The following is a 20042-nucleotide window of genomic DNA, read 5'->3' on the forward strand; positions in this document are numbered from 1 at the left end:
AAGCGGAGGGACAAGCTCATGCCATCGTGGGAAGAACTTGAAAAAGCCTGCCAGACCTGCAAAAAATGCGCGCTGTACGAGACACGGACGAACGTTGTTTTCGGCGTCGGCAGCCGCGAGGCCGACGTTTTGTTCGTTGGCGAGGGGCCGGGCGAGCAGGAGGATTTAAAGGGGGAGCCCTTCGTCGGGCGGGCGGGCCAGCTCTTGGACGACATGCTGAAAATCATCAATCTTGACCGGCACAAGAACATCTATATCGCCAACATCGTTAAATGCCGCCCGCCGAAAAACCGCGACCCCTTGAACACGGAGCAGGACGCGTGCATGGATTACCTGCGCGCGCAATTTGCGCTGCTCACGCCGAAAATCGTTGTCTGTCTGGGGCGCATTGCGGCCTATCGCCTGATCGGCGAGGATTTTAAAATTTCACGCGACCACGGGAAATGGTTTGACAAAAACGGCACGCGTTTCATGGCGCTTTATCACCCGGCGGCGCTGCTGCGTGACCCGCGGCGGCGGCCGGAGACATTTGTCGATCTCAAGACGCTCGAGCAGGCGATCAAAGAGACGTGCCCCGGCACGTATACGCTGTCATGACGGCGCAGGCAACGCCGCGTCTTGCCTCTTTAAAAGACGTCCCCGCTCTGAAAGAGCTCTGGCGCCTTGTTTTTGACGACAGCGCGCAGGACGTTGAGGATTTTTTTAAAATCTTCTTTAGCCCGGACCACACCGTTGTGATTGACGGCGGGACTGGGATTGTTGCCGCGTCATACCTTCTGCCCGTTGGAAGCCTTGTCCTGCCGGATGGCCAGCGCTTTGCCTGCGCGATGATTTACGCCGTCGCCACGCACCCGGCTCAGAGAGGCCGAGGCTACGGCGCTTCTGTGACAACAGCTGCTGAAAAACAGGCGCTGGCGCTCGGCTATGACGCGGTTGTACTGAAACCGGCTACAGACGGCCTGTTTGACTATTACGCCCGAAAAAGCGATTTCGTTGAATTTTTCGGCGTTTACGAGGAGGCGTTTGAATCGGCCGCCCTCACGCCTCCCACGCCGGGTGTTGCCGCCGTGCCCGTTTCGCCGCTATCATACCGACAGCGCCGGGCAGCCCTCTTATCCGGCGGCGTCTATATCGACATGGACACGCACGCGCTCTCCTATCAAGAGCACCTCTGCCGCACAGCGGGCGGCGGTCTTTTTGAAATCCGGCGCAACGGCACGGCTGTCGGCTGTGCCATCTGTGAGCGCGAGGCGGGCACGCTTATCATCAAAGAGCTTTTATTGGCTGACGCGGCGCTTAAAAAAGCTGCCGTCGCCGCGCTCGGCGAGTACTTCCCGGCACCCGTCTACCGTCTCCGCACGACGACGGGTGACGCTGCCAATTATCGTCGCTTCGGCATGCTGCGCCCGCTTCGCGGTTTGGAACACTGTTCAGACGCCGTGTGCTGGTACGGCCCGGCGTTTGACTGATCTTCATGAAAACTTTATTCAAAAATTCATAGTTTCGAAACAATTAAATGTAGAATTGTTAACAACTGGCTGGTAATATAGATAGCGTAGGGTTGCCAATGCCGCTTTTATCTTTTTTCATTTTATTATCCTCATAACCTTTGACCGACGGGAGTTACACCTCCCGTCGGTCATCTGTTTGCCCTTAGCCGCGCCCTTCATAATTGCGTGCAGGCCCTTCTTGTTATATAATAGCGGCCGGGTATATTGATTGAGGAGACAGATATGACAGCTTCATTGACAGATCGCTTTATTTCGGCTCGGCGCGACGTGATCGCGCTTGATTTCATGCATTTAAACGATATGCAGCGCCGCGGCGTTTTGACGACGGCGGGCCCTTTGCTCCTGCTGGCCGGTGCCGGCAGCGGGAAGACAACGGTTCTGATCAACAGAATCGCGAATTTGATTCAATACGGCAGCGGCTCGGATAGTCTGGAACTCCCGCCCGCCGTCACAGAGCAGGACGCGGCGTTTTTAGAAGCGTACGCCAAGAACCCCATACCGGAAGAGCGTGCGCGGGCACAGGCGTTATGCGCCGTTGAACCGGTCGAGCCGTGGCGGCTTTTGGCGATTACTTTTACAAATAAGGCGGCCGACGAACTGAAGCTGCGCCTTGAAAAGCTGTTGGGCGATGCCTCAAACGATATCTGGGCGCTAACGTTTCACGCCGCGTGCGTGCGCATTCTGCGGCGCGATATTGACCGGCTCGGGTATGACCGTTCCTTCACGATTTACGACACGTCGGACAGCCAGTCCCTCATGAAGCGGATTTTAAAAGACCTCAATATGGACGATAAGACGTATCCGTACCGCACGGTGCTCAATACAATCAGCCGCGCGAAGGACAGCATGATTATGGCCGAGGATTTTGCCGCCGCTGCTGACAAAACGGGTGATATCCGCAAGCGCCACATCGCGCGGGCATATCTCGAATATGCCCAGCGCATGAAGTCCTCCAACGCCCTCGATTTTGATGACCTGATTCTCCTGACTGTCCGCCTGCTTCAGGAGCATGAAGACGTGCGGGCGTTTTATCAGCGCCGCTTCCGCTATGTGTTGATTGACGAGTATCAGGACACAAATAACCTCCAGTACCTTTTAGCGCGCGCTTTGGCGGGCGGCCACGAAAACATTTGCGTCGTCGGCGATGATGACCAGAGCATCTATAAATTCCGCGGCGCGACGATTGAAAACATACTAAGCTTTGAAAGCCATTATAAAAACGCCCGCGTCATTCGATTAGAACAGAATTACCGTTCGACGAGCCATATATTAAACGCCGCCAACGACGTCATCCGGAACAACAAGGGCCGGCACAGCAAAAAGCTGTGGACGGAGAAGGATAGCGGCGAGAAGGTAACGCTGCACATCGCGCCCAACGAGCGCGAGGAGGCCGCCTTCGTCACATCGACGATTATATCAGACATTGCCGCGGGCGACAGATGGAGCGACCACGCGGTGCTCTACCGCCTCAACGCTCAGTCAAACCAGCTCGAGTACGCCTTCAAGCGCAGCGGCGTCCCGTACCGCATGGTCGGCGGCACGCGCTTTTTTGACCGCGCGGAAGTGAAGGACATGCTGGCGTATCTCTGTGTTGTGAATAACACGTCAGACGACCTGCGCCTCATGCGTATTATCAACAACCCGCCCCGCGGCATCGGCCAAGTCACGCTGGACGCCGTTTACGAAATGGCCGCGACGCGGCAATTGGCCGTCTATGACGTTTTAAAGGCATCCTCAACCATTGAAAGCCTCCAAAAGGCGGCGCCCAAGCTGCACCAATTTGTTAATCTAATTGACGAGCTGCGCGCGCTCGCCGACACGGTCCCGCTCGACAGCTTTTATGAAGCGCTGCTTGACCGCAGCGGCTACGTGCGCATGCTGGAGGCGAAGGAGACGGATGAAAACTTGACGCGGCTTGAAAACGTCCGCGAGCTCAAAACTAACATCGTCACGTTTCTACGGGAGGCCGAAGGCGGTACGCTCTTGGACTTTCTCAATGAAATAGCGCTGTACACAGATCTCGACCAGTATGATAAAACGGCGGACAGTGTCGTGATGATGACGATGCACAGCGCCAAGGGCTTGGAGTTTGAAACGGTGTTCATCGTCGGGGCTGAGGAGGGCATTTTCCCAGGTGTTCGCGCCATCGGTGAGCCGGAGGAGATGGAGGAGGAGCGCCGCCTGTGTTACGTCGGGATGACGCGCGCCAAAAAAAAGCTCTATTTCACCAGCGCCCGTCAGCGCATGATCTTCGGCAAAACAACAGCCGGAAAACCCTCTCGCTTCATTGAGGAGGTCTCTTCAGACCATATTGACAAGCCGGAAGCACCCGCATTTTCCATGGGCTATCGCTTTGACGACGATGGTTTTGAGAGTTCACGAACACCCACAGAGCGCCCATATAGCCGCTCATCCTCATCGGGTGCGACGTCCTACAAAAAGAAGGATCTAAAACCTTATGCGCCGAGTATCCTGCAGGCTGCTCCGGTGGCCGCCTTTCAAAAAGGCGACAGTGTCGAGCACAAGGCGTTCGGGCGCGGGCTTATTATCAGTGTTTCACCGGCTGGCGGCGACGCCCTTTTGGAGGTTGCCTTCGATAACGGCGGGACGAAGCGGCTGATGGCGCGCTCGGCGTCAGCGTATATGAAAAAAGTCTGACCGGACAAGCGGCTAATTCCTGTTTGTCCGGCTAACGGAGTATGACAGTGAAAAATCATGATCAAGCACTCGGGCGGGCCGCGCTGTTTCTGGCAACGCTCATCTGGGGGATCTCATTTGTCCTGATGGACGTGACGCTGACCCACATGGGGGCGTTTTTTATCCTCGCCATCCGGTTTTTGGGCGCTGCCGCTGTCATGCTGCCGTTCGCTGCGCGCGATTTTAAAAAGCTTGATAAGCGGTATCTGACGAGCGGCGTCATCATGGGGCTTTTGCTTCTGGCTGCCTATGCGTTTCAAACGTTTGGTCTTGCGCTCACTACGCCGGGTAAAAACGCCTTTCTGACGGCCGTTTACTGTATCATCGTCCCGTTTCTCTATTGGGCTTTCAGGCGGAAACGGCCGCACGCCTTTAACATTGCCGCAGCAGCCATCTGCATTGTCGGCGGCGGTCTCATCTCGCTTGATGGCAGTCTCCGCCTCGGTCTCGGCGATGGGCTGACGCTTGTCTGCGGGCTCGTTTTTGCCGTTCACATCGTTGTGACAGGCGCGGCTGTGCGTAACCGCAGCACCGTGCTTGTGGCAATGCTGCAGTTTGCTGTTGCCGGGGCGCTTGCGCTGATACTGGCCCTGCTATTTGAACCGGCACCGGTCAATCTTTCAGCCGAGACAGTTTGGGGCCTTGTTTTTCTGACGGTCGTGAGCACGGCCTTGTGCCTGTTTCTTCAGACGTTCGGCCAAAAGCATACGCCACCGGCACAAGCGTCCGTCATCATGGCGCTGGAGGCTGTTTTCGGGGCTGCGGCTTCCGTCCTCTTTACCGGCGAAGTGTTAACCGTCAAGCTGACCGTCGGCTTTATGCTAACGTTTGCAGCCGTTATTATCAGTGAGACAAAGCTGTCTTTTTTTAAAGCCGGTTGGCAGCAAATACGTGACAGCCAATAAAATAAACGTGTATTTTGGTATTTAAATTTGCAGTACGCTATATGAGAAAGGATTATGCGTCATGTTCACCGGTTTTACGGAAAAAGCAGCGGAATTTTTATGGGGCATCCGCTTGAATAACAATCGGGCGTGGTTTCTTGAAAACAAAGGCGTTTTTCATGATGAAATCCAGGCCCCGCTCAAGGCGCTGGCAGACGACGTCTGGTCATATCTGATCGATAAAACAGGGCTCGACCTCACATATCGCATCTCCCGCATATACAGAGACGCACGCCGCGTCAAGACCGGTGAATTCTATAAGGACAGCCTTTGGTTTTCTCTGGAAAAGCACCATGAAAACTGGCAGGAAATGCCCGTCTTCTTTTTCGAAATTTCTCCCGAGGGGTACATGTACGGCATGGGGTATTATGCAGCGACCGCCGCGACGATGAAGAAATTCCGTGACCGGCTTGACGTAAACCCCGCCGAATTTGAGCGCATTGCCGCAGCACTTAAACGCCACAAAGACTTTCAGATTTTCGGTGAGGAATACCGACGCAAAAAAGCTGAGAAGACGGGCCTGCTCGCCGATTGGTACAATCGGAAAACGCTTGCCGTCATCGCTGAATTTAAGGGGCACGAAACAATCGCCACCCCGGCGTTTGCCAAAACGCTCTGCCTCGAATTCGAATCGCTTGTACCGCTGTATGCATTCTGCCAATCGCTGGAGGGGGATGTATAGTCCTAGGCTCGGCATTTCATTAATCGAAAGCAACTGCCGGGCACATGGCCCGGCAGTTGGTGTTTTGCAGCGAAAGATATTTTACCATCAGGCGTTTTTCCGCTTACCCCAGATAAAGCGTTCGAAGTCTTTCCCGCGCTATTTTGTCCTGATACGTCTCCCAGAAGGTGCCCTCTGTCATGTCGGTGCGTGATTTTTGCTCCTGGAGATAGTTTTGCAGCGCGCCGCGCAGGACCGGGTCCTCCGTTGTTTCATAAACCCGCGCGGCGTCAGGAACGCCCGCCGCCCCGGCGCGATAGAGCACGGCGTCACTGTACTGCGGCAGTGTTCCGGCGAGGTAACGATTCGTATTATAACGAGTGATATAGCCGTCAACGTTTAATATGCAGAGCGCCGTGAACAAGACGGCACCGGCAATCAGCGCGAGACGGACGATTGAAAACTGCCATTTCTGCAGTACAAGAATTCCGATACAGATCATCGCCAGAAGCGCCATGAACACGCATGGCAGTATCCGCAGCATTGTGAGGCCATAGGCACTGATATAAAGCGCCATCTTGCTCCAGGCCGTCGCGATGAGGAGCAGTGTTATGAGCGCGAGGAGGATGTTGAAGATTTTGAGCGGCAGGCTCTCCCGCCGCGGCGTGCGGCTTGTGACGTTGGCCGCCGTTAAAAGCAGAAGATTAACAAAAGCCAGACGGCAGAGCTCAAAAAATCCGCGCCGGGCATAGTCAGAATACGAGAGCCAGCCCTCCGGCCGCGCGCCGGAGAATGCCGAAAAGAAGTATGGCACTTGGCACGCGATGAATACGCCATACAGTAAAACCGCCGCGCCCAGAACAATAAAAATCGTCACCGGCGCGACAACACGGCAAGCCTTGACGCTTTCACCCGTCTTCTCCGGGGAAAACGACGATGTGTGCCGCCGGGCGGCACAGCCCGACACAAGCCCGAACAGATAGGCCGCCGTCGGGATGGCGAGGAAGGCGTACAAAAGAAATTCGACGAGCTTTGAAAAATCGAATCGGAACAAGCCGATAAAGCGGCGCAGCAGGTGCGAAAAACCACCGCTGTCAGCTGTTAAAAGCTGTGGCGTTACAAACAGAATAACGACAGCAGATAGGACGATCCCCAAGGCAATTGACTGGCCCATTCTTTTTTTTGGCTCCCGCCCACGGCTCAACGCCCCAAGACTTCTATACTGGTTTATAAAGTTGCTGAAGGGAACGATAAAAACGACACTCAGGGCATCAAGCAGCAGAAAATTGTTTGTTCTCCCGGCCATTTGTGTTTGCGTAGCGGCCATAACCCAGTATACAGCGGCGCAGAATAAAAACATGTTTTTCAGCGGCAGAAGACCAACGTCATCCCAGACGGCAAAGCTGAGGCCGACGAGAAGCGTCACGCCGAACCAAAACCACGCTTCACCGCTCATCCGTGCGCCTTTCGCAAAAAGATACGTCGTGACCGTTGCCAGGAAAGCGACAGTGAAAACGGCCGTCCCCCACCCCTGTGTCGACACCAGCACCCAGCGGCAGAAGAAATAACCGAGAACAAACGCAACGAGCGCAAATATGCCGTCCCGGCGCGACGCCTGAAAGGGGGCTGGAACAAGCCCGGCATAAGAGGGCAGACTCCCGCCCGGTACGGACTCGGGCGAACTGCTCGCCCCATTCGGTAAATCAGTCATCTATGCTTCCTCCCTGTATTCCAAAATGTCGCCGGGCTGGCAGTCCAGCGCCCGGCAGAGGGCTTCCAGCGTTGAAAAACGGATCGCCCGTGCCTTTCCTGTTTTGAGAATTGACAGATTGGCCTGGCTTAAACCGATTTTTTCGGCAAGCTCGCCGGAGGAGATTTTCCGCCGGGCCATCATGACGTCAAGGTTAATTACTATCGCCATCGTCTGCCCCCTAAATGGTGTGGTCGGCGTCATCCTGCAGGGCAACCGCCCGCGCGAAAACGTTTTTCACGACGCGGACGATGAGACCGACAAAACCGGCGGCTACGGCGACAAAGACCCACGGCATATAATAGATGACAGAGACGGCGCAGATGATAGCCCCGGCAAAACAACACCACGAGATGTGCCGCAGTGCCTCAACGTTTTGCGGGACAAAAACCTCGCCCTGCGCAATCCGGCGCAGGAGAATATATAGCCTTGTCAGCAAAAAAGCGGCGGGAATGCAGCCTGTATAGACCGTGATTAATACGAGTGTCTCCGAACCTGCCATATCTGTATTCCCAAACGTTCTCGCTACAAGCCACGGCGCAAAAACGGCCGTTGCCGCTAGAACAATCAAGAAGACAGTTACACAGACCCGGCTTAAAAGAAGCGACCGGTCGTCATTCCACATCGTATGGCCTCCTAATCCGTATTTTCACCCGCAGTATAACAGACGTCATATTGTTTTGCAATAGTATTTTATCGATAATCGATATTTTTTATGAAAATAAACAGCCTGAGACGGCAGGCTTTAGGATGCCCTGTCATTCTCAGGTTATTTTTGGTGAACGCCTGCCGCAGCACCCGCTATCTCAGCAGGTATCGCAGCTGCTCAACGGCGCGGCGCTCCAGCCGCGAGACCTGCACCTGCGACACTTTTAAGATGCGGGCGGCAGACTCCTGCGTCATGCCGCGGTAATAGCGCAGGCGAATAACCATCTGTTCCTTCTCCGGCAGCGCAGCAATGGCCTCGCGCAGCGCCACGCGCTCAATCAAATGCTCCTCCTGGCACCAGTCGCCGAGGATGTTTTCCAGTGTGAAGCCATCATCCCCTGTCTCCCGCTGCAGCGACTCCGGCGCGCCGACAGCCGTCTCGGCGACGGCGATATCCTCAATCGTCACGCCGGTTTCCGCCGACAGCTCTGACAGCGTCGGCTCCCGGCCGAGCTTTTGCTCTAAGTGGCTCTTCGCGCTGTGGATGACATGCGCCCGCTCCTTAATGGTGCGGCTGACCTTGATGCTGCCGTCGTCACGCAAAAAGCGCCGGATCTCCCCGGCGATCTTTGGGACGGCATACGTTGAAAACTGCGTGCCGTATTCGGGGTCAAATCCGGCCACCGCCTTCAGAAAGCCGACACAGCCCAACTGGTAGAGGTCGTCCGGGTCGACGCCACGCCCGAAGTACCGCCGCGCGACACTCCAGATGAGTCCGGAATTGAGCGACACCATTTCATCGGCAGCGTCGCGGTCCCCTTGTTTGGCAGCCAAGAGGCGGCAGAGCGTGGCCTGTTCCATCATTTTTCGCTCATCCGCACCGAGATGTTACGGCGCATGACGACGGTCGTTCCACGCCCGGGCTTTGAGCGGACGCGCAGCTTGTCCATAAAGCTTTCCATAATGGTAAAGCCCATGCCGCTGCGCTCGTCGCCGCCCGTTGTGAACATCGGCGACCGGGCGCGCTTCACATCGTCGATGCCGCAGCCCCAGTCACGAACCGTGATTTCAATCCAGTCATCGTCAAAAAGGCGCGCACGCAGCTGAATGCGTCCAAGTGTGTTCGGATAAGCATGCACGATGCTGTTTGTAACCGCCTCGCTGACGGCCGTTTTGATATCCCCTAATTCCTCCAGCGTCGGATCGAGCTGTGAGGCAAAGCAGGCCATGACCGTCCGCGCGAAGCCCTCATTCGTTGATCGGCTTAAAAACTCCATTTTAAAACCGTTAGTCTCTGTCATATGTATTAGACCTCCTTCGTCAGCGCGGTTATTTTGACGATACGTTCGACCCCGGCCGCGTCAAGCACGCGCCGCGGCTGGTTGCTCACATTTTCAACGCGGACTTTTCCGCCGAGCTCCTGCATACGGCGGTACGTTTTTAAGACAATGGCAATGCCGGATGAATCCATAAACGTCAGCCCCCGAAAGTCCAGAATGGTTTCACGCGGCAGCTGCGTGTCGATCTTTTCTTCTATTACGGCAATGGCTTTTCTGGCGGCGTGGTGGTCGAGCTCACCATTGAGAAAAATCGTCAGCTGTCCGCCGTCAATCGATGTGCCGATTGTCATCCTTTCCCCTCCTCGATGATTTTTTGCCGACTGTCGGCCGGAGAAAATAAAAATACCCGTGTACATCTTGTACACGGGTATTTTATCTGAACTTTCCTGCGTATTGTGTCGAATCCGGCTGTGTTTACAGCCCTTTCAGGCTCTCGTGCAGATTGTCGATGAGGGCCTTGAGCTTTTCCACGCGTTCGCGCTCGGCGCCCACGACGGCTTCCGGCGCTTTGGCGACAAAGCCTTGGTTATTCAGCTTGGCTTCTGTTTTTTGAAGATCGTCCTGCGCTTTTTTGAGCTCCTTTTCAATCCGCTCGCGCTCCTTTTGGAGGTCAACGAGCTCATCAAGCGGCATAAAGAGCTTGGCGTCGTTTGTAACGACGGCCACAAGACCGTCCGTTGTCGTCGGCGGCGTATTTGAAATGCTGAGTTCTCCCGCATAGGCAAGCTTCGACAGGTAGACGCGCCCAGCCTCAAAAATAGCCGTTTTGTCGGTAACGATATAAAGATGCGGCCTTTTGGACGGCGGCACGTTCATCTCCGAGCGGCGAACACGGACGGCGCGGATTGCCGCCATGATGATTTCAAAATTCGCCTCGTCCTCCGGGAAGGCCAGCTTTTCCGTCAATTCCGGGAATTTCTCAATCATGAGCGCCTCGCCCTCATGCGGCAGCGCCTGCCAAATCGCCTCGGTGATAAACGGCATAAAGGGATGCAGGAGCTTCAGCGTTTCCGTGAGGACGTAGAGGAGGACCTGCTGCGCGCCGATTTTCGCCGCTTCGTCATCGCCGCTTAAACGCGGCTTTGTCAGCTCGATATACCAGTCGCAGTAGCTGTCCCAAATAAAATCGTAAATTTTGGCGGCGGCGATACCGAGCTCAAATTTGTCAAGATTGTCCGTCACGGCACCGGCAAGCGCGTTAAGCTTGGAGAGAATCCAGCGATCCTCCAGCTCCAGCTTATCCGGAAGGGCGTTTTGCTCAATAGTGAGGTTCATCATCACAAACCGGCTGGCGTTCCAGATTTTATTGGCGAAGTTGCGCATGGCCTCGCAGCGCTCCGGGTAAAAGCGCATATCGTTTCCGGGCGAATTGCCGGTGATAATGTTAAAGCGCAGTGCGTCCGCCCCGTAGGCGTTGATGATCTCAATCGGGTCAACGCCGTTGCCGAGTGATTTGGACATTTTGCGCCCCTCGGCGTCACGGATGAGGCCGTGGAATAAAACTGTTTTAAACGGCTCTTTTTTCATGTGCTCCATGCCGGAAAAGATCATGCGGGCAACCCAGAAGAAGATAATATCGTAGCCCGTGACGAGGACGCTCGTCGGGTAGAAATAGTCAAGCTCCGGCGTCTTGTCAGGCCAGCCGAGCGTTGAAAACGGCCAGAGCGCGGACGAAAACCACGTGTCTAAGACATCCTCGTCTCGTGTGATATTTTTGCTGTGGCACTTTTCACAGGCAACGGGGTCTTCCCGGCTGACGCTCGTGTGGCCGCAGTCGGCGCAATACCAGGCGGGAATCTGATGGCCCCACCAAAGCTGGCGCGAGATGCACCAGTCGTGCGCGTTCGTCATCCAGTTGTGATAAATCTTCACAAAACGGTCGGGGACAAATTTGATCCGCCCGTCCTCCACAACGTCTAGCGCCTCTTTCGCGAGTGGCTCCATCTTCACAAACCATTGGGGGGACGTGATCGGCTCCACCGTCGTGCCACAGCGATAGCACGCACCGACGCTGTGGGTGTGCTCTTCTGTCTTAACGAGCAAGCCGAGCGCGTCGAGGTCTTTAACAATCTCTTTGCGCGCTTCATAGCGGTCAAGCCCGTTATATTTCCCGCCGTTAATAACCCTGGCGTTCTCATCAAGAACGAGGATCTGCTCTAAATTGTGGCGTTGGCCCACCTCAAAGTCATTCGGGTCGTGGCAAGGCGTCATCTTAACGCAGCCGGTGCCGAATTCGCGGTCGACATAGTCGTCGGCGACAACGCGGATTTCCCGGTTCATGAGCGGCAGAATCACCGTTTTGCCAATAAGGTGCTGATAGCGCTCATCCGCCGGGTGAACGGCAACGCCCGTATCACCCAGCATCGTCTCCGGCCGTGTTGTCGCAACGATCACAAATTCGTCCGAATCCTTGACGGGGTATTTGATATGCCAGAAATAGCCCGCCTTTTCGGCGTGCTCCACCTCGGCGTCGGACAGCGCCGTCGTGCACTGCGGGCACCAGTTGATGATGCGGTTGCCTTTATAGATTAGCCCCTTTTCGTAAAGGGAGACGAAGACCTCACGGACGGCGCGAGAGCAGCCTTCATCCATCGTAAAGCGCTCTCTGTCCCAGTCGCAGGACGACCCAAGCGTCTTGAGCTGCTCAACGATCCGGCTGCCATATTTGTTTTTCCACGCCCAGACGCGCTCTAAAAACTTCTCGCGCCCCAAATCATACCGGGTGAGGCCCTCATGCCGGAGCTCCTCCTCTACCTTGATCTGCGTGGCGATACCGGCGTGATCCGTGCCCGGCAGCCACAGGGCGGCAAACCCCTGCATGCGCTTATAACGGATGAGAACGTCCTGCAGCGTCTCGTCAAAGGCATGGCCAAGATGGAGCTGGCCCGTGACGTTCGGCGGTGGGATAACAATGGTGAACGGCTCTTTCTCGGGGTCGATGACGCCCTTGAAATAACCCCCGTCCATCCACATCTGATAGATATTTTTTTCCACGTCGCCGGGTTCATACACCTTCGGTAATTCTTTTTTCATAAGAACCTCCACGCGCTTTTGGCGCCGAATTACATAGTTTTTCAGATATAGAAAGCCCGTCTCAAAGCTGTGCTTTGAGACGGGCAGAAAGACCCGCGGTACCACTCAAATTGCCAAGGCCTCAAAAGACCACGACCACTCTTTAGGACTGAACATAAGTCAGCTGCCATAACGCGGCATCTGCGGGAGGCTCTACTGAAGCCAAATACTGTCCGGCATTTGGCTTGTTCTGCGCTCCAGCTCAGAAGGGACAAGTCCGTGATCCTCTGCTGCCCGCTCTCACCATCAAGAACAATAAGCTCTCTTGCGGGCTTCTCTGAAGCTTCGAAATCAGACCCTCTTCATCACAGCTTTTAACGAGTTTCATTTAATTTTTAGAGCGTAGCACAGTCTGCAAGCATTGTCAATGGGCGTGTTATTCCTCTTCCCCTTCGTTGGTGTCCTCCGGGTCGGCAGGTTCGGTATCCGGCGAGAGCGCTTCAATAAACACATCTTTCGGCTGGACGCCGACAAACCGCCTAACCTCCTGCCCATCCTGAAACATCACAACAGTCGGGATGCTCATCACACCGTATTCAAGCGCTAAAATGCCCTCTGCATCCACGTCGACCTTGGCAACCCGAACATTGTCAAACGCGGCGGCAAGCTCTTCCAGCACGGGGGCCAGCATTTTGCACGGCAGGCACCAACCGGCCCAGAAATCAACAAGAACAGTTCCTTCTGCCACTGTTTCCTGAAACGTCTTTTGAGTCAGATGCAGAATCTCCATAATAAAACTCCTTCCGATATTCGTACAGCCGCGCTGCGTAAGCGCGCGCCCACTCTTTATTTTTTTGCGAGATAGTCAATCGCCGACAAGACGGCAACCTGCCCCTCGCCGACGGCCTTGGCCACCTGATACGGCGTTCCGGTGCAATCTCCTGCCGCAAAGACGCCGGGGATATTCGTACGCATCGCGCGGTCGACCTTAATATGACCTTTTTCCGTCTCAAGCCCCGGCAGGAGGGAATCCGGCGCGATGGTTGCGCGGAGAATGAAAACGCCGTCGCAAGGAATCTCCTCCCCGTCCGCCGTGATGGAGGTCACCTTGCCGCTGCCGTTAACGACAACGTTTTTCGTTTTAAAGCGCGTGACAAGGCAGCCGATGGATTCCAGAAAATCCGCCTCGTGCTCTGCCTCGGGCGACAGGCAGACGACGGCGACCTTTTTCCCTTTGAAAAGCATACCGTCGCACGTCGCGCAATAAGACACACCGCTGCCAAGCAGTGCCGTTTCGCCCGGGAATACTGCTGTCTGCACGACGCCGGTCGCTAGGACGAGGCTCTTGCAGGAGACGGCCTCGGAGCCGTAAGCAACCGAAATTTCCGCGCCAAGCGGCAGAATCGTTGTCACGCGGCCGCCGATGAGCTCGGCCCCCATGCCTGAGGCATGCATCGACAGCTTGCCCGAGAGCTCCATGCCGGAAATGCCTGGCATGCCCGGATAATTGCCGATTTCAACGGCCTTATAAAGGCCGCTTTCCGTTCTGTTATTGGAAATGACGGCAACGCTTTTATCACGCATACGGGCCGTGATGGCGGCCGAGAGGCCGGCAGGCCCGTTGCCGACGATGATGATGTCAAACATGTGATACCCCCGTTTTCTATATAATCCGGTTCATGAACCAAGCGTTAAATGCAAATTCGCTGGCGGGCAGCAGCGCATTCTTAAAGGGTCAAGGCCGTGCCCGTTGTTAGGGTAATTTTAACATACCATCATTGTAAATACCACACAAATCGTTTATAATATTCATTTATGAGACAAGCTTGGAGTTGAATGGCACATGGAAGAAGCATCCAAAAATTTTATTCATGCATTTATCGACGAGGATATTGCCCCTGGCGGCCGCTTCGCGGGAAAACCAGTTCATACGCGCTTTCCGCCGGAACCGAACGGTTACCTGCACATTGGCCACTGCAAAGCCATGACAATTGATTTCGGCACAGCCGAGCGGTACGGCGGCCTGTGCAACCTGCGCATGGACGACACGAATCCCGTCAAGGAAGACGAGGAATTTGTCGACGCCATTCAGGCGGATATCCGCTGGCTCGGCTTTTCCTGGGGCGACCGCTTTTTTTACGGCAGCGACTACTTTGAAAAAACGTATGCGCTGGCCGTCGGCCTGATTCAAAAAGGCCTTGCTTACGTCTGCCAGCTCTCCCCGGAGGAATTTAAAGAGCGTCGCGGCGATGTCGGCGTCCCCGCGACGAGCCCTTTTCGGGACAGGCCGGTCGCCGAAAGCCTTGAGCTGTTCGGACGCATGAAAAACGGTGCGTTTAAAGAGGGCGAGATGACGCTGCGGGCCAAAATTGACCTGGCGAGCGGCAATTTCAATATGCGCGACCCTGTTTTATACCGCATCCGCTACGCGCACCACCACCGTCAGGGTGATAAATGGTGCGTTTATCCGATGTATGATTTCGCGCACCCGATTCAGGATGCTCTGGAGGGTATCACGCACTCGCTGTGTTCGCTGGAATACGAGGATCACAGGCCTCTTTACGACTGGGTCATCGAGCATACGGACGTGCCAAGTACTCCGCGTCAGATTGAGTTTGCCCGCCTCGGCATCAACTATACCGTCATGAGCAAGCGTAAGCTGCGACGCCTCGTTGAAGAGGGCTATGTCGACGGGTGGGACGATCCGAGGATGCCGACGATCTGTGGCCTGCGCCGGCGCGGTTATACGCCGGCGTCCATCCGCAATTTCTGCGAGCGCATCGGCGTGGCGAAAGCCCCCAGCACGGTTGAGTTCGGCTTTTTGGAGCACTGCCTGCGCGAAGACCTCAACCAAAACGCCAAACGGGCTATGGCCGTGCTCCGCCCGCTTAAGCTGACTATCGTCAATTACCGGGACGGCAGCAGCGAGGACTTTGCTGTAGAAAACAACCCGGAAGACCCTTCCGCGGGTACGCGGAGCGTTTCATTTTCCCGTTCACTTTGGATTGAGCAGGACGACTTTATGGTCGACCCTCCGAAAAAATACAACAGGCTCTTCGTCGGCGGCGAGGTGCGCCTCAAATCCGCCTATATTGTCCGGTGTACCGGTTATCAAACCGATGAAGACGGCAACGTGACCGAAGTGCTCGCCGAATATGACCCTGAAACGCGTGGCGGCAACACACCAGACGGCCGCAAGGTGCGCGGAACGATTCACTGGGTCAACGCGCACGATGCCGCCGACGCCGAGGTGCGCCTATACGACAACCTGTTTTCCGACCCCGACCCCGACGGCGGCGATAAAGACTTTATCACGTGCTTAAATCCGGATTCTCTGGAGGTTCTGAAGGGCTGCAAAGTCGAACAGTCTCTTGCCCTTGCCAAGGCGCCCGATACATTTCAATTTTTGCGTCTTGGATATTTCACGGCCGACAGCCGGGCTTCCACGTCGGATGCGCTTGTCTTTAATCGCTCCGTTGCCCTGAAGGACAGCTTTAAACCGACAACATGACGCCCCTGCTATATAATCAATTTCGTCCGGTAGTTTCTGTAAAAATTTATTCCGTAATCTGGTATAAAGCGCGCGTCCGCCGTCAACAATAACGGCAGACGCGCTTCACTTTTATACTTATCGGCGCTTCGGTATAATTTTTAACTACGGGAGGATCAGTTGTGAAAGATAAGTTCTCACTGACACGCAGAATCGGCGATTTTCTCGCCGGCAAGGGCTTCTATGTCGTCCTTTTTATCTGTACCGCCGTCATCGGCGTCTCTGCATGGATTCTGCTATTTTCAAGCAGCCGGGTTGATCAGGCCGGCAAGGACACCGCCGCCAACGCATCCCCGCAGGTCATGGTGTCACCCACCGGTAATCATCCTAGCACCGCTTCGCCATCCGCCACGGCGTCGCCATCGACCACGAACAAACCGTCGTCAACCGGGAAATCTGCTGAGGCAATGGCCAAACAGCTGACGTTTTCCTGGCCCGTCGTCGGTGATATCGACGTCGGCTATTCGGTCGATGACCTCCTCTACGACAAAACAATGGCAGACTGGCGCACGCATAACGGCATCGATATTGATTCCCAAATCGGCACGAAAGTGCTGGCCGTTGCCGACGGGACCGTTGTTGACGTGAAACTGGACGATCTGCTTGGCACGACCGTTATCATCGACCACGGCAATGGGCTCAAGAGCATTTACGCAAACCTCGCAAAAACACCTGTCGTTAAAAAAGGCGATAAAGTTGCCATGGGGGCTGTTCTCGGTGCCGTCGGCGATACGGCCATCGGCGAGTCGAGCCAGCCGTCACACCTCCACTTTGCCATGCTGAAAGACGGCAACCCGACAAACCCGCTTGAATATTTGCCGAAAAAATAACTGGCACCATCCTATTTAAATCTCATGCCATTTCCCGTTTTTTTCGCAGGGCGAAAAAAACGGGATTTGTTTCTTATCAGAAGTGCTGCCGCTATGACGATTTCGGCCGCCGCCGGTCGAAGCCGCACGGAAACAAATTTCAGTTAGCTCTTCCAATTTACCCTTAAATATATTAAAATACATGGGAAAAGCTTCTTGGAGGTGCGCCGATGACTGCGGAAAAACCCGTCTTCAAGCGTGTTCTGCTTAAAATCAGCGGAGAGGCGCTGTCGGGTGACAAACACTCTGGACTCGATTTTGACGTGATCAAAAGCGTCTGCAGAGTCATTAAAAAATGCGTGGATATGGGCGTTGAGATCGGTATCGTCGTCGGTGGCGGCAACTTCTGGCGCGGCACGAAGGACGGCAGCGGCAAAATTGAACGCACGCGAGCCGACCATATGGGCATGATGGCAACCGTCATGAACTGTCTGGCACTGGCCGACGTCTTGGAGCAGATGGATGTTCCTGTCCGCGTTCAGACGGCGCTGGAAATTAAGGCGGTCGCCGAGCCGTACATCCGGCTCAAAGCCGACAAACACCTGAAAAACGGGCGCGTCGTCATCTTCGGCTGCGGCACAGGCTGCCCGTACTTCTCGACCGACACGGCCGCCGTTTTACGCGCGGCGGAAATTGACGCCGATGTCATCCTGCTGGCAAAAAACATTGACGGCGTGTACAGCGCCGACCCGAAGACAGATCCGACGGCCGTCAAGTTCGATACCATTTCATACGACGACGTGCTCGCCAAAAAGCTAACTGTTATGGATTCAACGGCGACCTCCCTGTCTATGGACAATCACATCCCCGTCATCCTCTTCGCCTTGAAGGATCCGGAAAATATTCTCCGCGTCATTCTCGGTGAAAAAATCGGCACCGTCGTCGGCTGAAAAACAACTGGAGGTAGGATTATGTTTACGGAATATGAAAATAAAATGAAGAAAACGGTTGACGTGCTGCACGCACAGTTTACGTCTGTCCGCGCAGGCCGCGCCAACGCGTCTGTTCTCGACCACATCAAGGTTGATTATTACGGTGCACCGACGCCGATTCAGCAGATTGCCTCGGTTTCTTCGCCCGACCCGAGAACGCTTGTCATACAGCCGTGGGACGCCTCTAGTCTGAAGGCGATTGAAAAGGCCATTCAAACGTCCGACCTTGGAATTAACCCGACTAATGACGGCCGCGTCGTCCGCCTTCTTTTCCCGCAGCTGACCGAGGAGCGCCGCCGCGAGCTTGTCCGGCAGGTCAGCAAGTACGCCGAGGAAGCCAAGGTCGCCATCCGCAACATCCGCCGGGACGCGCTGGAGGTTTTTAAGGCGCAGAAGAAGAAGTCCGAAATCACAGAGGATGATTTAAAAGACATTGAAAAGGACCTGCAAAAGCTGACGGACGAATACGCGAAGGAAATTGATAAGCTCGCCGACAAGAAGGAAAAGGAGCTTAGCGATATTTAGTCCGCTCGCGCGCCTATCGGAGTAACAGATTGGCTATGAAACTATTTAACAAAAGAACCGGAAAGGCGGGGCAGCCGGATCAGTCAAGGCTCCCCCGCCATATTGCGGTAATCATGGACGGCAACGGCCGTTGGGCCAAAAAGCGCGGGCTGCCGCGCACGGCCGGTCATGCCGCCGGGGCGGAAACGTTCCGCCGCATTGCCACCTACTGTAAAAACATCGGCATTGAGTATCTGACGGTGTATGCCTTTTCAACCGAGAACTGGCGCCGCCCGACAGACGAAGTCGCCGCCATTATGGATATCCTAGAGCGCTATCTCAAGGAAGCCATCGAGACAATGGAGCGCGACCGCGTCAAAATGAAATTTTTCGGTGACATTTCGTTTTTATCGGATAAAATCCGTCTGCTGATTGATCAAACGGAAAAAATTTCAGCCAAGTTTGACGGCGTGCAAGTCAATATGTGCGTCAACTATGGCGGCAGGGATGAGATTCTGCGCGCTGCCCGCCGCTACGCCGAGGATTACAAAGAAACAGGCGCTGCCCTGACGGAAGAGCGTTTTTCGAGCTATTTGTTTTCTCAAGGCCTTCCCGACCCAGACCTTATCATCCGGCCGAGCGGGGAAATGCGTCTGTCGAATTTTCTGTTATGGCAGTCGGCTTATTCCGAATTTTATTTTACAGATGTTTTATGGCCGGATTTTAGCGAGCGGGAGCTCGACCGCGCCATCGTCTCCTACCAAAGCCGCGACCGTCGTTACGGGGGCGTGAAAGGACGGGAAAAATGAAAACAAGAATTCTAATTGCCGCCATTTTTGTCCCGCTCATTTTTGTCACACTCTTTTTCCTGCCGCCGTACGCCGTCACGATTCTTGTCACGATCATCACCGTCGTTGCGTCGTTTGAGCTCGTCCGGGCTGTCGGCGCGTCCACCGTCAGGCGGCTGTATGTGTACGCGGGGATAGCAGCGGCTATAATTCCCGTTGCTGTTTTATTTGGAACGGGCAGTATTTTTTTCCGCGTCCTTCTCTATGCTGTCATCGTCGTTTTGTTTGCCGACGCTGTTATAACATCCACCTCGGTACACAGAATCGCCCTGTCGCACATTGCCGCCGTTTTATTTGGCGGCGTCGTCATCCCATACTTCCTGTCGGCTATCATCAGTTTAAAGCTCTTTGAAAACGGCCGGTTTTATGTGCTCGTGCCCTTTCTCGTCGCCTTTATTACGGACGGAGGGGCTTATTTTACAGGCGTCTTTTTCGGCAAACACAAGGCTTTTCCGTCCGTCAGCCCGAAGAAAACGGTGGAAGGCTGTATCGGCGGCATTTTGACAGGTGTTGCCGCACTCGTCGTCTTCGGCGCCATCGTCGGGCTCTCGCAGGGCATTGCCGTCCGGTTCTGGGCGCTGATCCTCTACGGCCTCGGCGGCGGCGTAGTGACGGAGCTTGGCGATTTGGCCTTCTCGCTGATCAAAAGGGAGTTTGGCGTTAAAGACTACTCCAACCTGATTCCGGGGCACGGTGGTATGCTCGACCGCTTTGACAGTATGATTTTCGCCGCGCCCGCCGTTTTTATGCTCGCTAAGCTGTTCCCAGCTTTTTGA

At 55.0% G+C, this 20042-nt stretch carries 20 protein-coding genes; 11 read left to right on the forward strand and 9 right to left on the reverse strand.

The features are described 5' to 3' along the window. Positions 1–18: 18 nt before the first annotated feature. From IZU99_10025 to IZU99_10045, 5 genes are all read left to right on the forward strand, one after another. A complete protein-coding gene (locus IZU99_10025) occupies positions 19–597 on the forward strand; it encodes a uracil-DNA glycosylase (protein ID UOO37568.1) in 579 nt (192 codons plus the stop codon). Further along, positions 570–1469, forward strand: coding sequence for a GNAT family N-acetyltransferase (locus tag IZU99_10030; GenBank protein UOO37569.1), 900 nt, complete (start codon positions 570–572; stop codon positions 1467–1469). The genes IZU99_10025 and IZU99_10030 overlap by 28 nt, the downstream gene beginning before the upstream one ends. 264 nt (positions 1470–1733) lie before the next feature. Next, positions 1734–4169: a UvrD-helicase domain-containing protein gene (locus tag IZU99_10035; protein UOO37570.1), complete on the forward strand. Its 2436-nt coding sequence runs from the start codon at positions 1734–1736 to the stop codon at positions 4167–4169. Between the two features lie 47 nt (positions 4170–4216). Then, entirely contained in the window at positions 4217–5113 is an 897-nt protein-coding gene (locus tag IZU99_10040) for a DMT family transporter (GenBank protein ID UOO37571.1), read from the forward strand. Positions 5114–5174: 61 nt separating this feature from the next. After that, complete coding sequence (locus tag IZU99_10045; protein UOO37572.1) at positions 5175–5834, forward strand: DUF2461 domain-containing protein; 660 nt, start codon at positions 5175–5177, stop codon at positions 5832–5834. A 103-nt stretch (positions 5835–5937) separates the two neighbouring features. On the opposite strand, the gene IZU99_10050 is transcribed toward IZU99_10045, so the two are convergent. The 9 genes from IZU99_10050 to IZU99_10090 all read right to left on the reverse strand — a co-directional run bounded on the left by IZU99_10050 (position 5938) and on the right by IZU99_10090 (position 14210). Then, the gene (locus IZU99_10050) at positions 5938–7524 is read right to left on the reverse strand and encodes a DUF4173 domain-containing protein (protein UOO37573.1); all 1587 of its coding nucleotides are present in this window, start codon (positions 7522–7524) and stop codon (positions 5938–5940) included. Further along, positions 7525–7734: a helix-turn-helix transcriptional regulator gene (locus IZU99_10055; GenBank protein ID UOO37574.1), complete on the reverse strand. Its 210-nt coding sequence runs from the start codon at positions 7732–7734 to the stop codon at positions 7525–7527. It lies immediately after the preceding gene. A 10-nt stretch (positions 7735–7744) separates the two neighbouring features. Next, positions 7745–8188, reverse strand: coding sequence for a DUF2975 domain-containing protein (locus tag IZU99_10060; GenBank protein UOO37575.1), 444 nt, complete (start codon positions 8186–8188; stop codon positions 7745–7747). A gap of 176 nt (positions 8189–8364) precedes the next feature. Further along, positions 8365–9075 carry a sigma-70 family RNA polymerase sigma factor gene (locus IZU99_10065; GenBank protein UOO37576.1) on the reverse strand — a complete coding sequence of 237 codons (711 nt, stop codon included), beginning with the start codon at positions 9073–9075 and terminating at the stop codon, positions 8365–8367. After that, complete coding sequence (locus tag IZU99_10070; protein UOO37577.1) at positions 9072–9512, reverse strand: anti-sigma F factor; 441 nt, start codon at positions 9510–9512, stop codon at positions 9072–9074. The genes IZU99_10065 and IZU99_10070 overlap by 4 nt, the downstream gene beginning before the upstream one ends. A 5-nt stretch (positions 9513–9517) precedes the next feature. Beyond that, positions 9518–9841 carry an anti-sigma factor antagonist gene (locus tag IZU99_10075; GenBank protein UOO37578.1) on the reverse strand — a complete coding sequence of 108 codons (324 nt, stop codon included), beginning with the start codon at positions 9839–9841 and terminating at the stop codon, positions 9518–9520. Positions 9842–9965: 124 nt separating this feature from the next. After that, on the reverse strand, positions 9966–12584 hold the full coding sequence (locus tag IZU99_10080; GenBank protein ID UOO37579.1) for a valine--tRNA ligase: 2619 nt from the start codon (positions 12582–12584) through the stop codon (positions 9966–9968). Between the two features lie 415 nt (positions 12585–12999). Then, positions 13000–13353 (reverse strand): thioredoxin, encoded by a 354-nt coding sequence (trxA, locus tag IZU99_10085; GenBank protein UOO37580.1) that lies wholly within the window; start codon positions 13351–13353, stop codon positions 13000–13002. 56 nt (positions 13354–13409) lie between these two features. Further along, a complete protein-coding gene (locus IZU99_10090) occupies positions 13410–14210 on the reverse strand; it encodes an NAD(P)/FAD-dependent oxidoreductase (protein UOO37581.1) in 801 nt (266 codons plus the stop codon). Between the two features lie 196 nt (positions 14211–14406). Between IZU99_10090 and IZU99_10095 the strand changes: the two genes are divergently transcribed. The 6 genes from IZU99_10095 (at position 14407) to IZU99_10120 (ending at position 20042) form a co-directional block, all read left to right on the forward strand. Next, positions 14407–16074 carry a glutamine--tRNA ligase/YqeY domain fusion protein gene (locus tag IZU99_10095; GenBank protein ID UOO37582.1) on the forward strand — a complete coding sequence of 556 codons (1668 nt, stop codon included), beginning with the start codon at positions 14407–14409 and terminating at the stop codon, positions 16072–16074. A gap of 191 nt (positions 16075–16265) precedes the next feature. Continuing rightward, on the forward strand, positions 16266–16943 hold the full coding sequence (locus IZU99_10100) for a M23 family metallopeptidase (GenBank protein UOO38813.1): 678 nt from the start codon (positions 16266–16268) through the stop codon (positions 16941–16943). A gap of 209 nt (positions 16944–17152) precedes the next feature. Continuing rightward, positions 17153–17872, forward strand: a complete 720-nt coding sequence (locus IZU99_10105; protein UOO37583.1) for a UMP kinase — start codon at positions 17153–17155, stop codon at positions 17870–17872. A 21-nt stretch (positions 17873–17893) separates the two neighbouring features. Further along, the gene (gene frr, locus IZU99_10110; GenBank protein UOO37584.1) at positions 17894–18439 is read left to right on the forward strand and encodes a ribosome recycling factor; all 546 of its coding nucleotides are present in this window, start codon (positions 17894–17896) and stop codon (positions 18437–18439) included. Positions 18440–18474: 35 nt separating this feature from the next. Beyond that, a complete protein-coding gene (locus IZU99_10115; GenBank protein UOO37585.1) occupies positions 18475–19227 on the forward strand; it encodes an isoprenyl transferase in 753 nt (250 codons plus the stop codon). After that, positions 19224–20042, forward strand: a complete 819-nt coding sequence (locus tag IZU99_10120) for a phosphatidate cytidylyltransferase (GenBank protein ID UOO37586.1) — start codon at positions 19224–19226, stop codon at positions 20040–20042. Before IZU99_10115 ends, IZU99_10120 begins: the two co-directional genes overlap by 4 nt.

Source organism: Oscillospiraceae bacterium CM (genome assembly GCA_022870705.1).
In the GTDB taxonomy this organism is placed as follows: domain Bacteria; phylum Bacillota; class Clostridia; order Oscillospirales; family Oscillospiraceae; genus Sporobacter.